The organism is Ruegeria lacuscaerulensis, from assembly GCF_013031245.1.
Classification (GTDB): Bacteria; Pseudomonadota; Alphaproteobacteria; order Rhodobacterales; family Rhodobacteraceae; genus Ruegeria; species Ruegeria lacuscaerulensis_C.
On sequence record NZ_WPZL01000030.1, the window covers coordinates 1 to 17,206 of the forward strand.

At 58.7% G+C, this 17,206-nt stretch carries 20 protein-coding genes, 1 tRNA gene and 1 pseudogene; 17 read left to right on the forward strand and 5 right to left on the reverse strand.

The genetic code is table 11. The annotated features are described in order from the left end of the window. The 3 genes and pseudogenes from GOX66_RS21230 to GOX66_RS21240 form a co-directional block, all read left to right on the forward strand. The coding region (locus GOX66_RS21230) for a BCCT family transporter (RefSeq protein ID WP_170765266.1) at nucleotides 1-167 on the forward strand (167 nt) is incomplete at its 5' end. A 153-nt stretch (nucleotides 168-320) separates the two neighbouring features. After that, the gene (locus tag GOX66_RS21235; RefSeq protein WP_170765267.1) at nucleotides 321-1,868 is read left to right on the forward strand and encodes a trimethylamine methyltransferase family protein; all 1,548 of its coding nucleotides are present in this window, start codon (nucleotides 321-323) and stop codon (nucleotides 1,866-1,868) included. Nucleotides 1,869-1,988: 120 nt separating this feature from the next. After that, a pseudogene (locus GOX66_RS21240) lies at nucleotides 1,989-2,586 on the forward strand (SDR family NAD(P)-dependent oxidoreductase). Here the strand turns inward: GOX66_RS21240 and GOX66_RS21245 are convergent. Genes GOX66_RS21245 through GOX66_RS21260 form a run of 4 tightly spaced genes read right to left on the reverse strand, consistent with a single transcriptional unit; the run spans nucleotide 2,587 to nucleotide 7,061 of the window. Further along, nucleotides 2,587-3,927, reverse strand: coding sequence for an NAD(P)/FAD-dependent oxidoreductase (locus GOX66_RS21245; RefSeq protein ID WP_170765268.1), 1,341 nt, complete (start codon nucleotides 3,925-3,927; stop codon nucleotides 2,587-2,589). Beyond that, nucleotides 3,924-5,420 carry an aldehyde dehydrogenase gene (locus tag GOX66_RS21250; RefSeq protein WP_170765269.1) on the reverse strand — a complete coding sequence of 499 codons (1,497 nt, stop codon included), beginning with the start codon at nucleotides 5,418-5,420 and terminating at the stop codon, nucleotides 3,924-3,926. The genes GOX66_RS21245 and GOX66_RS21250 overlap by 4 nt, the downstream gene beginning before the upstream one ends. A gap of 5 nt (nucleotides 5,421-5,425) precedes the next feature. Further along, nucleotides 5,426-6,343 carry a dihydrodipicolinate synthase family protein gene (locus GOX66_RS21255; protein ID WP_170765270.1) on the reverse strand — a complete coding sequence of 306 codons (918 nt, stop codon included), beginning with the start codon at nucleotides 6,341-6,343 and terminating at the stop codon, nucleotides 5,426-5,428. Nucleotides 6,344-6,350: 7 nt separating this feature from the next. Further along, nucleotides 6,351-7,061, reverse strand: coding sequence for a GntR family transcriptional regulator (locus GOX66_RS21260; protein WP_170765271.1), 711 nt, complete (start codon nucleotides 7,059-7,061; stop codon nucleotides 6,351-6,353). 157 nt (nucleotides 7,062-7,218) lie between these two features. Here GOX66_RS21260 and GOX66_RS21265 point away from each other — a divergent pair, with 157 nt between their 5' ends. Then, nucleotides 7,219-8,169: a GlxA family transcriptional regulator gene (locus tag GOX66_RS21265; RefSeq protein WP_170765272.1), complete on the forward strand. Its 951-nt coding sequence runs from the start codon at nucleotides 7,219-7,221 to the stop codon at nucleotides 8,167-8,169. 327 nt (nucleotides 8,170-8,496) lie between these two features. Further along, on the forward strand, nucleotides 8,497-9,087 hold the full coding sequence (locus GOX66_RS21270) for a hypothetical protein (RefSeq protein WP_170765273.1): 591 nt from the start codon (nucleotides 8,497-8,499) through the stop codon (nucleotides 9,085-9,087). 367 nt (nucleotides 9,088-9,454) lie between these two features. Here GOX66_RS21270 and GOX66_RS21275 read toward each other — a convergent pair. After that, nucleotides 9,455-9,529: transfer RNA gene (locus GOX66_RS21275), tRNA-Thr, on the reverse strand. An 83-nt stretch (nucleotides 9,530-9,612) separates the two neighbouring features. On the opposite strand from GOX66_RS21275, the gene GOX66_RS21280 reads away from it, so the two are divergent. The 12 genes from GOX66_RS21280 (at nucleotide 9,613) to infA (ending at nucleotide 17,202) form a co-directional block, all read left to right on the forward strand. Next, nucleotides 9,613-9,768 (forward strand): hypothetical protein, encoded by a 156-nt coding sequence (locus GOX66_RS21280; protein WP_170765275.1) that lies wholly within the window; start codon nucleotides 9,613-9,615, stop codon nucleotides 9,766-9,768. Between the two features lie 6 nt (nucleotides 9,769-9,774). Then, entirely contained in the window at nucleotides 9,775-11,043 is a 1,269-nt protein-coding gene (murA, locus tag GOX66_RS21285) for a UDP-N-acetylglucosamine 1-carboxyvinyltransferase (protein WP_170765277.1), read from the forward strand. Then, nucleotides 11,040-11,516: a DUF2948 family protein gene (locus GOX66_RS21290; RefSeq protein ID WP_170765279.1), complete on the forward strand. Its 477-nt coding sequence runs from the start codon at nucleotides 11,040-11,042 to the stop codon at nucleotides 11,514-11,516. The genes murA and GOX66_RS21290 overlap by 4 nt, the downstream gene beginning before the upstream one ends. A 46-nt stretch (nucleotides 11,517-11,562) precedes the next feature. Then, nucleotides 11,563-12,024, forward strand: a complete 462-nt coding sequence (locus GOX66_RS21295) for a GNAT family N-acetyltransferase (protein ID WP_237212713.1) — start codon at nucleotides 11,563-11,565, stop codon at nucleotides 12,022-12,024. A gap of 59 nt (nucleotides 12,025-12,083) precedes the next feature. Beyond that, nucleotides 12,084-13,385: a histidinol dehydrogenase gene (gene hisD, locus GOX66_RS21300; RefSeq protein WP_170765281.1), complete on the forward strand. Its 1,302-nt coding sequence runs from the start codon at nucleotides 12,084-12,086 to the stop codon at nucleotides 13,383-13,385. Between the two features lie 77 nt (nucleotides 13,386-13,462). After that, complete coding sequence (locus tag GOX66_RS21305; protein WP_170765283.1) at nucleotides 13,463-13,942, forward strand: UPF0262 family protein; 480 nt, start codon at nucleotides 13,463-13,465, stop codon at nucleotides 13,940-13,942. A 3-nt stretch (nucleotides 13,943-13,945) separates the two neighbouring features. Beyond that, nucleotides 13,946-14,398 (forward strand): arsenate reductase/protein-tyrosine-phosphatase family protein, encoded by a 453-nt coding sequence (locus tag GOX66_RS21310; RefSeq protein WP_170765285.1) that lies wholly within the window; start codon nucleotides 13,946-13,948, stop codon nucleotides 14,396-14,398. 2 nt (nucleotides 14,399-14,400) lie between these two features. Beyond that, the gene (locus tag GOX66_RS21315) at nucleotides 14,401-14,799 is read left to right on the forward strand and encodes a ketosteroid isomerase-related protein (protein ID WP_170765287.1); all 399 of its coding nucleotides are present in this window, start codon (nucleotides 14,401-14,403) and stop codon (nucleotides 14,797-14,799) included. Further along, entirely contained in the window at nucleotides 14,792-15,385 is a 594-nt protein-coding gene (locus tag GOX66_RS21320; protein ID WP_170765289.1) for a GNAT family N-acetyltransferase, read from the forward strand. Before GOX66_RS21315 ends, GOX66_RS21320 begins: the two co-directional genes overlap by 8 nt. A 261-nt stretch (nucleotides 15,386-15,646) precedes the next feature. Further along, complete coding sequence (locus GOX66_RS21325; protein WP_170765291.1) at nucleotides 15,647-15,910, forward strand: hypothetical protein; 264 nt, start codon at nucleotides 15,647-15,649, stop codon at nucleotides 15,908-15,910. 106 nt (nucleotides 15,911-16,016) lie between these two features. After that, nucleotides 16,017-16,892 (forward strand): carbon-nitrogen hydrolase family protein, encoded by an 876-nt coding sequence (locus tag GOX66_RS21330; RefSeq protein WP_170765292.1) that lies wholly within the window; start codon nucleotides 16,017-16,019, stop codon nucleotides 16,890-16,892. A gap of 91 nt (nucleotides 16,893-16,983) precedes the next feature. Further along, a complete protein-coding gene (infA, locus tag GOX66_RS21335; protein WP_005978431.1) occupies nucleotides 16,984-17,202 on the forward strand; it encodes a translation initiation factor IF-1 in 219 nt (72 codons plus the stop codon). Nucleotides 17,203-17,206: the final 4 nt, after the last annotated feature.

Genomic DNA, 17,206 nt, shown 5'->3' on the forward strand with positions numbered 1-17,206 from the left:
TGGCGGCGGGCGAGAACAATCCAATGGACGCGCTGCGCAATGCGATGATCATCGGAGCATTGCCCTTTACCATGGTGATGGGTCTGATGTGCATCGCTCTGGGCAAGGCGCTGTTCCGTGACAGTCAGCGCGACAAGCACGGCGTGGCCACGCAGGCCGCTGAATAAGCGTACGCCAACCTGACTAAACCAACGCCGCCCCGAACGGGGCGGCGTTTTTCATTCGGAACCAGTGTCGCTTCCTGCAAACAGATATCGCAATCAGTGAGGTGCAATGCCACCGAATCCCTCAACCTAACCTATAAGATTGGAGGATTGTCCGTGAACATTCGAACCGCAACCCGCTCGGGCGGACGCTCAGCCCGTCGTGCCATGCGCACCGCACCGAACATTGAAATGCTGCCCGGCCTGACCCGTGGCATCCCCTTGTGCGAGGTGATGGACGGCAGTCAGGTCGAACGCATCGACACGGCTTCGATGGATATTCTTGAGAATGTAGGCGTCCAGTTTCGCGACCCTATTGCGCTGGAAGACTGGAAGAAAGCAGGGGCCAAGGTCGATGGCGAGTTGGTCTATCTCGATCGGGGGTTGGTGCGAGAGTTGATCGCCACCATCCCCAGCGCCTTCACTTACCACGCGCGGGATCCGGAGAAGAATGTCCGGCTGGGCGGCAGGCATTCGATCTTCGTGCCGATGACCGGCGCACCGTTCCTGCGGGATCTGGATGACGTGCGCCGGAACCCGACGCTGGACGATCTGGCGATGTTCCATAAGCTCAGCCACATGATGCCCGCATTGCATTCCTCGGCGCACCACATCGTGGAACCTTATGACCACCCGATCAGTCAGCGCCACCTGCGTATCACTTATTCGTCGATGAAACACTCGGATAAAACCTTCATGGGCATGACCACGTCGCCCAGGAACGCCGAGGACGTGATGGACATGTGCGCAATTTTGTTTGGCGAGGAGTTCCTTGAGGATCACCCCGTCACCACTGGCAACTGCAATGGCAACTCGCCGCTGGTCTGGGATGAAACCATGCTGGGCGCGATGCGGGCCTTCTGCCGCCGCAAGCAGCCGGTTCTCTGCTCGCCCTTCGTGCTGGGTGGGGCAAACACGCCTGCTTCTGTCCCCGCAACGGTGACCCAACTGAATGCTGAGGCGCTGAGCGCGCTGGCCTACACACAGGTCATACGCAAGGGCGCGCCCGCAATCTACGGCCACTACCTGTCCACCGTGTCGATGAAATCCGGTGCCCCGATGGCCGGTACGCCCGAGATCAGTCTGATGAACTTCATGATTGGTCAGATGGCGAGGCATTACGGCGTGCCCTGGCGTACGTCGAATACGCTGGGTGGAGCCAAAACCTTCGATGCGCAGGCAGGGTATGAATCCGCGACCACGCTGCAGGCGGTGATGCATGCCGGGGCCAACTACATCTGGCACAGCGCGGGATGGAATGAGGCAGGAATGCACTGTTCGGTCGCCAAGTTCATTGTCGATGCCGAACAATGTGCCATGGCCTATCGCATGGCCGAAGGGCCGAAATGGGATGATTTCGATCAGGCCCTTGCAGCGGTGTCAGATGTGGGTCCCGGCGGGCATTATCTGGGCCACCCGCACACACAGGACAATTTCCAGAGCGCCTTCTTCATGCCCGAACTGTTCGACAACAACTCGATCGAGCAGTGGCAGGCCGAGGGTAGTGTCGAGATCACCGAACGCGCCCTGAACCGCGCCCGGTCACTGTTGAGCGAATATCAGGAGCCGAAACTGGACGTGGCCAAAAACGAGGAACTGCTGGATTACATCGCCCGGCGCGAGCGTGAAATCCCGGCAGCGGATGAACTGAACCAGAGTTACTGAGGAATTCTCCCCCGAAACTCTCCCGCCCGGACCATCGGGCGGGCATTTTCTACTCTACTGGAGGAACGATGGAACTACAGGGAAAATCCGCCCTTGTGACGGGGGCTGCGGGCGGGATTGGTGCAGCGTCTGCGCCACGCCGCGGTCCGCGTAGCAGTCGCCGACCGCTCGGTCGATGGCGTCGAGGCCGAGGCCCATTTGCCGGGTGATCTGCTGGGTGCGGCCTATGCGGACGCGTTGCCTAGGAAGGCGGCAGACGCGCAGGGCGGTCTGGATATCGTGATCAACAACGCAGGTGTCATCACGCGCGGTTCAGTCACGGAGATTTCCGATCAGGACTGGTCTCTCTCGATGGGTGTGAATGTCGAGGCTCCGTTTCGCATATGCCGCGCGGCGATCCCGATCATGGCCGTGGCAGGCGGCGGTGCCATCGTCAACACCGCCTCGTGCTGGGGTTTGCGTCCCGGAGGGTATTAGATGCAATGCAATTGCACCGGGTTGGATCGATACTGACCTGAAGCATGACTTCGTAGCTTCAATGCCGGACCCGCAAGCCTTTCTCGAGGATATCAAACGTATCCACCCGGTGGCTCGCACTGGAGCACCTGAAGAGGTCGCGGCGCTGGTCGCCTTCCTCGCCTCGGACGAGGCCAGCTTTATTACAGGGCAGGTCTACACTGTTGACGGCGGTCGTATGGCTAAGCTGAGCCTGCCTTGATCATTCGTCCCGCGCGCGCCATTCCTTCCAGCGCAGTACCGCATTTGCACCGATCTCGCGGAAGGGCTGCGGCGGAAGGCGCTTGGGCTGATCTTCGGCGTCAAAGTGTCGGGTGATGTCCGAACTATGGCCGCAGGCGCGTTCAGCCGCAGCAATCCCGGTCAATGTCCCGCGTGCGGTTCCCAGCCCGTTCTGGACGCAGCCGGAATAGATGCCGGGCTCAATTTCGCGTGCGACGGCGACACCATTCAGGCTCAGGCATAGGTGACCTGCCCAGTGATACTCCATCTCTATCCCGCCCAATTGTGGAAACCGCTGTTCGAACTTACGCTGCATCACCCGCGACGCTCGCGTCAGATCGCGCCGTGACGCCGCCATGCCGGGGCGAAGGGCCGCGCAGGTGCGGGTGATGATGCGATTACCACCCTGACCTGTATCAATGCGCCGCATGGTCGTGCCCATCGGATCGGATGGGGTTACCCCCCAGCGCGCTTGTCCGCCCAGCCGAGCCAGCGCCCCGTCATCCAGTTCCGGCGTCATTGCCGCGAAGAGGAAGAGTTGCATCAGGCGGTCGCACTCGATGCCGAAACTCTCAAGGTGGCCATTGACCGTCAGAATGACGGCGCCGGTGCGCACTGTGCCTCGCGCGGTTCGGACCTGCCAGTCGTTGACCTGTTTCTCGAACCCCGTCACCGCAGAATTCTCAAACAGCGAAACACCATCACTGACCAACCCTTTGGCCAGCCCGCGAATATACCCGGCGGGTTGCAGCATCACCGTGCCGGGGGTGTACAGCCCCGACCGATAGTGGTGAGATCCAGTCAGGTCATGCATCTGTTTCGGATCCAGCATCTCGCTGTTTTCGCCGAGTTTGCTTAAATGCTGCGCGTAGCTGATGTTATGCGCATGCCCCGCCGCGCTGGCCGCGCCGTTCACCTTGCCAGCAGGATCAAAGAAATTCGGGTCGATCTGGTAGTGTTCAACCGCTGAGCGGGCGAACGCAATGGCTTGTCGGTTCAGAGCGATCATCGCCGTGTCATCGCCTGCGCCGGCATAATCCGATGAGGACAAATCATGTGGCAAATCGATCATGAAGCCCGAGTTTCGTCCTGCGGCCCCCTCGGCCACACGCCCGGCCTCCAGCACGACGATGCTCGCCTCTGGCTGCAATTGCTTAACTCGACGTGCTGCTGATAGACCGGCGAACCCGGCGCCGACGACAACGAAATCCGTGGTCAGATCCGTGTCCAACTCCTGCGCGGGAGGTTGAGCGCCAAGAATGGCGCTCCATGCGGCTGGTCCTCGGTGGACCGGCAAGGTTCTGGCAACATAGGTGCTCAATCAACAGCCTCATCTTCATCGTCGGTCAGATCAATCCAGATGGTTTTCAACTGGGTGTACTGATCATGCGCGTGAACCGAGTTGTCCCGTCCGCCAAAGCCGGATTGTTTGTAGCCGCCGAAGGGCGTGGTGATGTCGCCCTCGCCAAAACTGTTGACCGTGACGGTGCCGGCCTGGATCGCACGCGCGCCGCGAATGGCGCGTTTGGCATTGGCCGTGAAGATCGATGCGCAGAGGCCATATTCGGTGTCGTTGGCGATCTTGATGGCCTCGTCAAAGCTTGACACCTCGATCACCGACAGGATGGGACCAAATATTTCCTCGCGTGCCAGGGTGGCGTCATTGCCGGGAACCTCGACCACTGTCGCCTCGACAAAGCCTTTGTCCGCCTTGCCGCCGATCACCACATTTTCGGCCTGATCCAGATAGCTGCAAACCTTGTTGTAGTGGCCTTCGCTGACCAGCGCGCCCATGCGCGTCTCGGGCGCCAGCGGGTCTCCGACATTCCACTGTTTCGCGTGATGGGCGATGCGCTCCAACAACTCCGCCTTTACATCCTTATGCACGATCAGGCGGGAAGAGGCCGAGCAGTTTTCGCCCATGTTCCAGAACGCGCCGTTGACCACATGCGCGGCCACGCGGTCCAGATTTTCCGCGTCGTCCATGACGATGGCCGGGTTTTTGCCACCCATCTCAAGCACGACTTCCTTGGCGTTGCTTTCAGCGGAATAGGTCAGGAATCGTTTGCCGGTCACGGTCGAGCCGGTGAAGGACACCATGTCGATATTCATATGCCGCCCGATGGGTTCGCCCACCTCGACGCCACCGCCGGGCACAATATTCAGCACACCACGCGGCAGCCCGGCTTCCATCGCCAGTTCGGCCAAGCGCAGCGCCGACAGCGTGGTTTCAGCCGCCGGTTTCACCACAACCGAGCAGCCCGCCGCCAAAGCAGGCCCGATCTTCCACGCCAACATCAGAAGGGGGAAGTTCCACGGCAGCACCAGCCCCACAACCCCGATCGGCTCGCGTACCACCATCGCAATGTGAACGTCGCTGGCAGGCGAAACCTGATCGTAGATCTTGTCAATCGCCTCAGCGTGCCATTTCAGGCATTGGATCGTCTCGGGCACGTCCACGGTTTCACAGTCGAAGATGGTCTTGCCGCTATCGATACTCTCCATCACCGCCAGTTCGCGCGCGTTGCGGGATATCAGTTTGCACAGGCGGATCAGCGTGTCCTTGCGATCCGAGGGGTGCAGTTTTGACCAGCGCCCATTGTCAAACGCCTCGCGGGCCTTTTCGACGGCAAAATCCACATCCGCCGCGCCGCAGGCCGCAATATCGGCCAGCTTCTCACCGGTTGCGGGGTTCATGGTTTCGAACGTCTCGCCCGAGATCGCGGGGCGGAATGCGCCGTCGACGAAAGCGCCGGTGGGCAGGGTCAGGCCTGCGGCAATGGATTTGTATTCGTCCTGTGTCAGCAGATCCATGTCTCTTATCCCTCGGCCACAATATCAGCGATTGTCTTCTTGAGCACATGCGTCACCTGTTCCAGCGCGCGCTTGTCGTCTTTGTTCAAGCCTTTCAGCGGAGGCCGCATCGCGCCGGCGTCGATCCCGTTCATAGTGACTCCGTGCTTGATGGTCTGGATGAACTTGCCACCCTGCTCCAGCACCCGCATCAACGGCATCATCGCGGACATGATCCGGCGGCCTTTGGCAAAATCACCCTCGACCACGCAGGCATTGTACAGCGCCACGTGCTCGGCGGGCAGAAAGTTTGACCCGCCGCAGACCCAGAACGGCGCGCCCCAGGCGAAGAATTCCAGCGCCTGGTCATCCATGCCGCAGCCCAGCTGGATATGTGGGTAATCCCGCGCCAGCATGTGCACCCGGTTGATTTCGCCCGAGCTTTCCTTGATGCCGCAGAAATTCCGACTACGGCCGACACGGTTCAGAAATTCTTCACCCATCATCGTACCGGTGCGGTGTGGGTAATTGTACAGCATCACCGGCAGATCGGCGGCCTTGTCGATGGCCAGTGCGTTCAGAGCGTTTTCCCGGTCGGTCGGAACCGAATAGGGCGGGCTGGCTAACAGGATCGCATCCGCGCCGATCTCACGCGCGCCTGAAGCCAATGCCACCGAATCCGGCGTAAGCATAGCGCCGGTGCCAACCACCAAGGGTAGACGGCCCTTTAACTGCACATGGGCGAACCGCGCCAACTCCAACCGTTCGTCAACCGTCTGGGCATAGTTCTCTCCTGTGGACCCACCGGAGATCAGACCGTGCACGCCATTCTCGATCAGGTATTCGATAACGTCGGACAGAACGTCCCAATTCACGCTGCCATCCTTGTGATAGGGCGTGACAACCGGGGTATAGATCCCCTCAAATCTGAAAATCGGGTTCATTCCGTCCTCAAGCAGGTTTCGAAAGGGGCGGGACGCCCATCGGGACATCCAGCGCGTCGGGCATCACGAACAGCTCGATCTGATCGCGCGAGAGGTTCCAGTGATCTTCGGCCAGCTGCGCTGCCGCGGCATCATCGCGCGCCTCAATCGCGGCGATGATAGCGTCGTGCTGACGGCTTGCCTCAGACAGATTGTCGGGCGTTTTCGCCGTTTGCGGTCGATAGAATGTCATACCAATCCGGGCGTGATCGATCAGCAGCCGGTTGAACGAGGGCAGCAGGTATACATTGCCCGACATTTCTCCGGTTACTTCATGAAAGCGGTTATTAGCCAGTGACCGGTCCTCAGCCGAGCCCGAACGCAACGCGGTTTTGAAGGCCTGTTGCGCGTCTTTCAGATCCCCGATTTGTGCCGGGGTGGCGTTCAGAGCCGCCAGGCGCAAGATCGCCCCATAGACCATGGGAGCGGCCAGAAAGAAATCGCGCAGGGTGGTATAAGACATCTCGGATACGCGGGCGCTGCGGTTGGTGCGCAGGTCCAGATAGCCTTCGCCAGCCAACTGCCGGAAGACCTCTCGCAGGGGCGTGCGCGACAGGCCAAACGCGTCTGACAGATCCGCCTCATCCAGATCCGCGCCCGGTTGCATGCGCAGGGTTAAGATAGAGACTTTCAGGTGCTCCATCAGCTCAGCTTTGCGGGACTTCGCATCGTCTTTCATCCTGTCTCCCTTTCCGAGTCCGGCGCGAATCGCGGCAGAGTTGCTGCGCACAATCAGTATTCTAGAAAAATACAACTTGTATACATAAAAAAATCGTGCAGCATAGACCATCGACTGAGACTCAGGCACCGGACGTCAAACGGAACGGGAAATATCCATGCGTCAGACCAGGCACATCACCTTCATTCTGGTCGAAGAATTCTCGCATCTCGCCTTTTCCTGTGCGGTGGAACCTCTGCGGATTGCTAACCTTGTGAGTGGCGAAGAGTTATACGGCTGGTCGTTTATCTCTGAACATGGCGAGCAAGCCGTATGTTCCAATGGGTCCGTGACGCTGGTGCATGGGGGGTTGGACGCGCTGGCCAAGACGGATCAGCTGTTCGTGCTGTCAGGCATCCACATGCGCAACCATGTCACGCGCCCCTTGCTGGCCACGCTGCGGCGCGAGCGGGCGCGCGGAACCGCCATCGGAGCCCTGTGTTCCGGGGCATGGCTGCTGGCCGAGGCTGGATTTCTGGACGGGATGCAGGCCGCGATCCACTGGGAATATCACGACGCCTTCATGGAGGCCTTTCCCGAAGTGAACCTTGTGCGCAGCGTCTTCGAAGCCGATGCAAAACACATAACGGCGTCGGGGGGTACGGCCACCGCCGATCTGATGCTGCACCTGATCGAACGCGACCATGGTGAAGAACTGTCGATCGCTGTTGCAGACCAGATGGTTTATAATGCCGTTCGCAACGCCACCGCCAAACAGCGCGTTTCGCTGCAATCGCGTAACGGGATGCGTAATGCCCATCTGGCAAAGGCGATCCACATCATGCGGAATTGCATCGAGGCACCGGTGTCTCCGACGCAGATCGCCGAGGACCTGGGAATTTCCACGCGTCAAATGGAGCGGCTGTTTGGTAAATACCTCAATACCTCGCCCAAGAAGTACTTCATGGAGTTGCGGTTAGAGCGTGCCCAGAAGCTGTTGCTGCAGACCGAAGCGTCTGTAACCGAGGTGGCCATGGCCTGCGGTTTCGAGAGCCCCGGCCATTTCTCGCGTGTTTACCGGTCGAGTTTTGGCGTGACCCCACACGCGCAGAAAAACAAGATCGGTTGATGTAAGGCGGCGGGGGGAGCTGCGCTGTCCAAAGGCGAGCCCGGCAGGTCAGGCGCTCACCCCCTTGGTCCCGCTCGTACCCCCTCGTTAAAGTCAAACTGGTAAACTGATCAGCAGGATTGAGTATTCATAGATGCGGAAAAGGGCATAACTATTACAAGATCGTGTCAGAGATATGTACGTTTTGACAGAAATCGTTGTCGCTGCCGTATTTTCAGGTGCCGCCCGAAATCAACAGATAGCTGATGTTTTTTATCAAGTCGGCAACATAAGTTTGCGTCAATTGTCGGACTGTGGCATTTATTTTAGGCCAGGAAACGGACAATTTTGGCAAAAAATGGCGGTAAATCACAACCAAACTTCTTTGATAGTTTCCAAATCCTCAGCGTGCGTAGGCGTTGGAGGGCAAGCATGAATTTAGAATCCCATGAAGTCGCAGTGGAATTTGCGCCACGTGTTATCTCGATTGCAAAGCGCGAGCGTCAAATCTGTCAGGCGGCCAAAGCGGCCGAAGCTGCCTTCGAGCGTATCGCCAGCGTGGCTTCCCTGGATTCTCGAGTGCACAGTGACTTACAGGACCGTGTGTTTTCTATTTTCCGCTGGTATTTTCTGTCAGCCTTTTGCACGCGGTTGCTGACCGATGCAGCACATCGGCTTGAACGCCAGACTTTGCAAGTTTCGGTGGATATTTTCAGCGCGGTCAAAATGGTCCTGACTGAAAGCGAAATTGAGCGGTCCATGGTTCTGGTCAGTATTGAGAAAACATCACCAACACTGGCGCGGGCGAACGACATAGGAAATCGGGGGCATACGGTGGGTTGGGTTGCTGCTGGTTTGCACAAGGATGGAAGGGATTTTCCGGGGGAAATTGAAAACGCTCTGGCAGGTGCTCTGGCAGCAACGACCCGCATCAACTGACTGAGACATCCTTGGTTGATAGACTAGGTTCCGGCTAATGGCGGCCCAAACTTCTTGGGTAGCTTGTCCCGCCTTCAATCCGGATGCGTTTTTCGGACTGATCTATTCAAATGGTTGGTATCAAACAAGAAACGCTGAACCTGCCTCCACTCGCAATCTGCCGCACCGGTGTGGTCTCGACAATGGGGATCGTGATCTTCGTTCCCTTGGTTTTTTTCGCTATGTCCGCCGGGACCGCAATCCATAGTTGGCAATTCCCATTACCTCGCAGGACAGAGTTCGGCATCATTTCATTCGCTTCCATGTATCAGACACGGCGGCGATGCGCCCTCACATACAAGGGTGCCATAAAACAAGGGGATTTGGATGGTGCTGCTGGAGAGAATTGAACTCTCGACCTCTCCCTTACCAAGGGAGTGCTCTACCTCTGAGCTACAGCAGCGCTGTGGGCGGGTGATTAGACTTAAACGAAACGGGGCGCAAGGGTGTCTGGACGGTTTTTTTCACCTCCTGTAGAGAAAGACCATGGCAGACAAAGATACACCCGAAAATAACGGCAAATCAGGGGATGCGCGGGAAGAGCGGCTGAAGGCGGCGCTCAAGGCCAATATGGCACGACGCAAGGCGCAGGCTAAGGCGCGCGCGACCCAAAACGACAAGGCCGACAAGGACGAGGGATAAGAGCAGATGGATTCGATTCTGGTAACGGGCAATGGGCCGCTAAACGGTCAGATACCGATCGCGGGGGCCAAGAACGCGTGTCTGACGCTGATGCCCGCGACCCTGTTGAGCGAAGAACCGCTGACGCTGACCAACGCACCACGGCTAAGCGACATCAAGACAATGACCCTGTTGTTGCAATCACTGGGAGCCGAAGTGTCTGCATTGCAGGAGGGTCAGGTGCTGGCGATGTCCAGTCATGACCTGACCAGCCACACGGCGGATTATGAGATTGTGCGCAAGATGCGCGCGTCCAATCTGGTGCTGGGTCCGATGCTGGCGCGGATGGGGCAGGCGGTGGTTTCGCTGCCGGGTGGTTGCGCGATTGGCGCGCGGCCTATGGATTTGCACGTCGAGGGGCTCGAAGCTCTGGGAGCAGAGATCGAACTCAAGGACGGTTACCTGCATGCCAAGGCTCCGGGCGGACTAAAAGGTGCAGTGCATGAGATGCGCTTTGCCTCGGTCGGTGCGACCGAAAACATCGTCATGGCTGCTACGCTGGCCAAGGGCACCACGGTTCTGAAGAACGCAGCGCGCGAGCCCGAAATCGTCGATCTGGTCGAATGCCTGCGCAAAATGGGCGCGCAGATATCAGGTGAGGGAACTCCGACCATCGAGATTCAAGGCGTAGATCGCCTGCATGGGGCGACTCATCAGGTTGTGACCGACCGGATCGAACTGGGCACCTACATGCTGGCCCCGGCCATTTGCGGCGGTGAAGTTGAACTTCTGGGCGGGCGCATGTCGCTGGTCCAAACCTTTGCTGAGAAACTGAACGCGGCGGGTATCAATGTGGAACAGACCGAAAACGGTCTGAAAGTTTCCCGCATGAACGGGCGCGTCAGCGCGGTGGATGTTGTAACCGAGCCGTTCCCCGGCTTCCCGACCGATCTACAGGCGCAGATGATGGCGCTGATGTGTACCGCCGAGGGCACCTCGGTTCTGGAGGAACGCATTTTCGAGAACCGCTTCATGCACGCCCCCGAACTGGTCCGCATGGGAGCGGATATCGAAGTGCATGGCGGCACAGCCACCGTAACCGGGGTAGAGCGCCTGAAAGGGGCGCCAGTGATGGCGACTGATTTGCGGGCGTCTGTGTCCCTGATCCTAGCTGGTCTTGCGGCTGAAGGGGAAACAACGGTTAGCCGGGTCTATCATCTGGACCGCGGATATGAACATGTGGTGCGCAAGCTGGAAGGCGTGGGTGCAAGGATTGAACGGATCAAGGGCCAATGACAGACGCAAGATTTGAAGACGGGCGTGAGGCCCCGCTGAATCTGGGAGCTGAAGACGGCGATGACCTGCGGGTGATCTCGACCCTGACGCAGGACGCGGTGTTTCCGGTGACCGAGATGACGTGGCATCCTTCTCAGCGCCGTTTTGGCCTGTTGTTGAATCGGTTCCGGTGGGAAGACAAAGACGCCGCGGCCGGCCGGGGTCGTGCATTTGAGCGGGTGCAGTCGATACTGGTGTTCCATTCTGTCCTGTCCGTAGCCAGCCAGGGCATCGACCGCAGCGACAAGGATATGGTGATGTCATTGCTCTCGGTCGATTTCGATCCGGGCGAAGACAGCGCAGGCCAGATCATTCTGACGCTGGCCGGAGACGGCGCAATCCGCCTGACGGTCGAGGCGATTGACGCCACACTCAAAGACGTGACCCGGCCCTATCAGGCCCCTTCAGGTCAGGTGCCACACCATCCGGAATAAACGCGGCATAGCGCAGGCGTTCACCGGCGCTGCCTCGGGTCTGGCATTGCGCCGTGCGACCGTGTTCGATGTGTTTGACCTGAGCCGGGTTTTGAACCGTTCGATCACCCAGCTCTGCAAGGCGGATCATCAGGATGATCCTCAGGCCATCGCGCAATGGACCGCCAACAAGGATCCGGCGACGATCCGGGATTGGATCACCTCCGGCTCGCAGATCTGGCTGGCCGAGCATGCAGGAAAGGTTGCTGCCGTGGGCGGGGTGCGTGGTGAAGAGATCACGCTGCTTTATATTGACCCCGATCACACCGGTCTCGGAATCGGCGCCGTTATGCTGAAAAGGCTTGAGCAGGAGCTCTTGGACAGCGGCTGTTCCAAGGGATACCTTCAGGCGACGCGGACGGCGCAGGGCTTTTATCTGCGGTATGGTTGGAAAGCCACCGGTCAATGCTGTGAGCGCAAGGACCTGTCTTGTTTTGCCATGCGCAAATCGCTGCACCCCGCGGACTGAGGGTTGAGGCGGGACCGTCCCAACGGTATGTCCCGGTGAAACGCCCGGAGTGCCAGATCATGCCTGTTTTTCTAGACACCACGTCGCCCGAGTTTGAGGCCGCCTTTCAGACCTTGCTGTCAGCCAAACGCGAGGACAGCCCGGATGTGGATGCTGTTGTGGCGCAGATAATTGACGACGTGCGGGCCCGCGGTGACGCGGCCGTGATTGAGCTGACGGCAAAGTTTGACCGTCTGGAGCTGACGCCAGACAAGCTGGCTTTTACAGCCGGAGAAATCGCCGAGGCGGTCGCTCAGGTTTCGGTGGATGATCGCGCTGCGCTGGAGCTGGCCGCCGACCGCATCCGCGCCTATCACGAAAAACAGATGCCCGAGGATCACCAATGGACGGATGGAGCTGGGGCGACGCTGGGCTGGCGTTGGTCTGCGGTTTCGGCGGCAGGGCTTTATGTGCCGGGCGGGCTGGCCTCTTATCCGTCTTCGGTATTGATGAATGCGATCCCAGCCAAGGTAGCCGGGGTTGAACGGTTGGCGATTGCCGTGCCGACGCCGGACGGGCAGGTGAACCCGCTTGTCCTGCTGGCGGCGCAACTGTCCGGTGTGGACACGATCTATCGCATAGGCGGGGCGCAGGCGATTGCTGCGCTGGCTTACGGCACTGACTCCATCGCCCCGGTGGACAAGATCACCGGGCCTGGCAACGCTTTTGTCGCCGCCGCCAAACGCCGGGTTTTCGGCAAGGTCGGCATCGACATGATCGCAGGCCCTTCCGAAATTCTGGTGATCGCCGACAAGGATAACGAGCCCGACTGGATCGCGTTGGACCTGCTGAGCCAGGCTGAGCACGACGAAAGCGCGCAGTCGATCCTGATCACCGATGACACAGCCTTTGGGCAGGCCGTTGCGCGGGCTGTAGAGAAACGATTGGAAACACTGCAACGCCGGGCCATTGCGGGGGCCAGCTGGCGCGATTTTGGTGCCATCATCACCGTGCGCGATCTGGACGAGGCTGCAAATCTGTCCAATCGTATCGCGCCAGAACATCTTGAACTGTGCGTGGCCGACCCTGTGGCATTGAGCGCCAAAACTGTACACGCAGGTGCCATTTTTTTGGGCCAATACACACCCGAAGCGATCGGAGATTACGTCGGAGGCCCCAACCATGTGCTTCCTACCGCGCGTTCAGCCCGGTTCTCGTCCGGTCTCAGCGTGATGGATTTCCTCAAACGCACCACGCTCAGCCAGATGACACCCGAAGCATTGCGTGCCATTGGCCCTGCGGCTGAAAAACTGGCGAAATCTGAAAGCCTCGAGGCGCACGGCCTGTCGGTGACCGCGCGACTGAACCGCCTGAACGGCTGATTTCGCGCATTGCGAGGCGTTGCCGATCGAATTTGCTTGTTATAGGTCTGTGCTGACCTGAACGGACCAAACGACACATGACCCGCATATCGCATATCGAACTGGACGACCGAAATCTGCCCCCGCCGACACCCGAGATCGAGCAGGAGCGTAAGGTTGCGATCTATGATCTGCTTGAGGAAAACAGCTTTGCTCTGCCCAATCGCGATGACCGGGTGGTGCCGGACGGCCCTTACCACGTTCAGTTGTCGATCCGCGACAAGCGGCTGGTTTTCGATATTGCCACCGAGGCCGAGGAAAAAGCGGCCGAGTTTCACTTGTCGCTGGGGCCATTCAGGCAGGTGGTCAAAGACTATTTTCAGATCTGCGAAAGCTATTTTAATGCGGTGAAAACTCTGCCGCCCAGCCAGATCGAAACCATCGACATGGCCAGGCGCGGCATTCACAACGAAGGCAGCCGGGTCTTGCAGGAACGGCTGGAAGGAAAGGCGGATATCGATACCGACACCGCGCGCCGCCTGTTCACGCTGATCTGCGTGCTGCATTTCGGGGGCTGACGCGTGAAGCCGTTGCCGCACTCGGTCCTGTTTTGTTGCGATCACAACTCGGTCCGGTCCCCGATGGCCGAAGGCATCATGAAGAAATTCTATGGCACCGGCACCTATGTCCAGTCTGCCGGTGTGCATAACGATCTTGAGATCGACGGCTTCTGCATTTCCGTCTGCCATGAGATTGGCGTTGAGCTTTCCCGTCATCGCTCGCGGTCGTTTGAGGAGATGCAGGAATGGGGCGATGATCTCAGCTCATTCGATCTGATCGTGGCACTTTCGCCGGCCAGTCAGCGTCTGGCACTGGAAATGACCCGGATTTTTCATCTGGATGTCGATTATTGGCCGATAATGGACCCTACCGGACTGGGCGAGAGCCGCGAAGAAAAACTATATCACTACCGACAGACCCGCGAACAGATCATTCGGCATCTGAAAGACCGCTGGGGAGAACCTACGGAGTGACCATGAACCAGACCGTCAAAACCTATTTCGATGCGTTCAATGCCGGGGATGTCGACGGCATGCTGGCCTGCCTGTCTGAGGATGTGGCCCATCACGTGAACGAAGGCCAGATTCGCGTGGGCAAAGAGAAATTTGCCGCTTTCTGTGCCCATATGAACCGCTGCTACCGTGAGACCCTTACGGATATCGTTGTGTTTGAGGCAGAAGGCGGCACCCGCGCTGCCGCTGAGTTCATCGTGAACGGAACCTATCTGGAAACCGACGAAGGCCTGCCCGAGGCGCATGGCCAGACCTACCGCCTGCCAGCCGGGTCCTTCTTTGACCTCAAGGATGGCAAGATCACCCGTGTCACCACCTTCTACAACCTCGCCGACTGGACCAAGCAGGTTTCAAATGGCTAAGGTCACTGACGTCCGCGCCCTGACGGGAGAGGCGCTTGCAGGCGCGCTGGACGACGTCGCGAGCCTGCGGATCGAGGTGTTTCGTACGTGGCCGTATCTCTATGACGGTGATTTGGAATACGAGCGGAAATACCTGCAATCTTACCGCGACAGCGACAAGGCTATCGTGGTTGGCGCATTCGACGGCGATCGCCTGGTGGGTGCGTCGACCGGTGCCCCCCTGACGGATCATGCCGACGATTTTGCAGCGGCCTTCGACGGCACCGGGCTGGACCTGTCTCAGATCTTCTATTGTGCAGAATCTGTCCTGCTTTCCGAGTATCGCGGGCAAGGCGTTGGCCACAAATTCTTTGACCAGCGCGAAGCCCATGCCCGCAGCCTCGGTTTCACCAAATGCGCGTTTTGCGGCGTACAGCGCCCGGCGGATCACCCGATGCGACCCGCCAACTACCGACCTCTGGATGCCTTCTGGCGCGCACGGGGGTACGAACCTCTTCCCGGTGCCATCGCGCAGTTCTCGTGGAAGGATTTCGGGGACGAAGGCGAGACGCCGAAGCCGTTGCAGTTCTGGATTCGGGACTTGTAACCGCATTTCGATCTTATGGAGACGGAGCCCTCGTTAGCGGCTCGACGCCGCGTTACTTTCGGTTGATCGGCTAATTCTGAAAGATAAATTAGCCAATTTGGCGAGACACAGCAGGCCGGGATCGCTCGACCCACCCGCTAACAAAGCCTCTTTTCAAATTAAATTTTTTTCCCGGCCGCCAAACTCTTGTGACTTCTTGCCATTGGTCTTGCACGCGAAACAGCCGTTCCCACGTGTGCCTCTACTTAAGGGGGCCGTTCCATGATCAATGACGAACCACAACCAGCCAGTTTTTACGACGACAGCGACATTTGGACTTTGGATCCCACACCTGCGGACAAACAGGTCTACGACAAGTTTGCCTCGAGCGTGGTCGAACTTGTGCAGCTGTTGGACGACAACGAGCAGATGATGTCACGGGACGTTTACGCCAGGTTTTTTGCCTCGTTGCTAGAGCTGTCCAGAGTGCTCGGAGAGTATGAAGATGGCTGGGACAAAGGCTTGCAGGGCGCACGTGATCCTTGATTTGTGACCGCTGTTGGCCCTTAACGCGCGGCGGGAAAAATATTCTGTACAGCCGGTAAACTCACCTTCTAATGTCGCGCAAGAATTGCCTCTAGGGACATTACGCATGAAAGTAGCCACCGCCGCATACGATCTCGACTGGCTCGACAGCTGGGCGCAGTATGAGGACAAGCTGGACCGCTGGGTCTCTGAGGCTGCCGGGCAGGGGGCCAAGTTACTGGTCTTCCCTGAATACGGCGCGATGGAAGTGTCGACACTCGACGGGGCCGAGATTACTGGTGATCTGGAGCGCTCGATCCGAGCGGTTTCAGATCGGATGGAGGATGTGCAAAACCTGCATCAGCGCCTTGCCGAGGAATACAAGACCTACATTCTGGGCGCGTCGGCCCCGGTTGTGGATGGGCCGGGCCGCCCGGTGAACCGTGCGGCGTTTTATGCGCCGAACGGCGTGCAGGGCCATCAGGATAAACAGATCATGACCCGGTTCGAGCGTGAAGACTGGGATATCGTACCCGGTGGTCCGCTGAAGTTGTTCGACACCGCGCTGGGCAAGATCGGGGTTCTGATCTGCTATGACAGCGAGTTCCCTTTGCTGGGCCGTGCCCTGCAAGAGGCCGATCTGATTCTGGTCCCTTCCTGTACCGAGGCTCTGTCGGGTTACTGGCGCGTTCGCATCGGCGCGATGTCTCGGGCGCTGGAAAATCAATGCGTTACGGTGATGGCGTCACTGGTCGGCAACAACGAATGGTCCGAGGCTGTGGACATGAACACCGGCACGGGCGGCATTTTTGGCCCGCCCGACAAGGGGTTCCCGCAGACCGGAGTTCTGGCCGAAGGAACGCTGAACCAGCCCGGATGGACTTATGCGGATGTCGACCTGTCGGCCATCGCCAACGTCCGCGCGGACGGTCATGTTCTGAACCGATCCCACTGGGACGAGCAGTCCTCGCGAGTAGATTCAGTCATATTATCGCCTCTTTAGGTGATTCCGCCCTTGAAATAGGGTTAAAATGGGCTCATTTAAGCCCACATCCCCGTAGATTCTGCGGGTGCAATGTAACGATGGAGACAACATGGCCAAGGAAGATACGCTCGAATTTCCCGGTGTCGTGAAGGAACTCCTGCCTAATGCGACGTTTCGGGTCGAGCTGGAAAACGGCCATGAGATCATCGCACATACGGCAGGCAAGATGCGCAAGAACCGCATCCGTGTTCTGGCCGGCGACAAAGTTCAGGTCGAGATGACCCCTTATGATCTGACCAAGGGTCGGATCAACTACCGCTTTAAGTAACGCC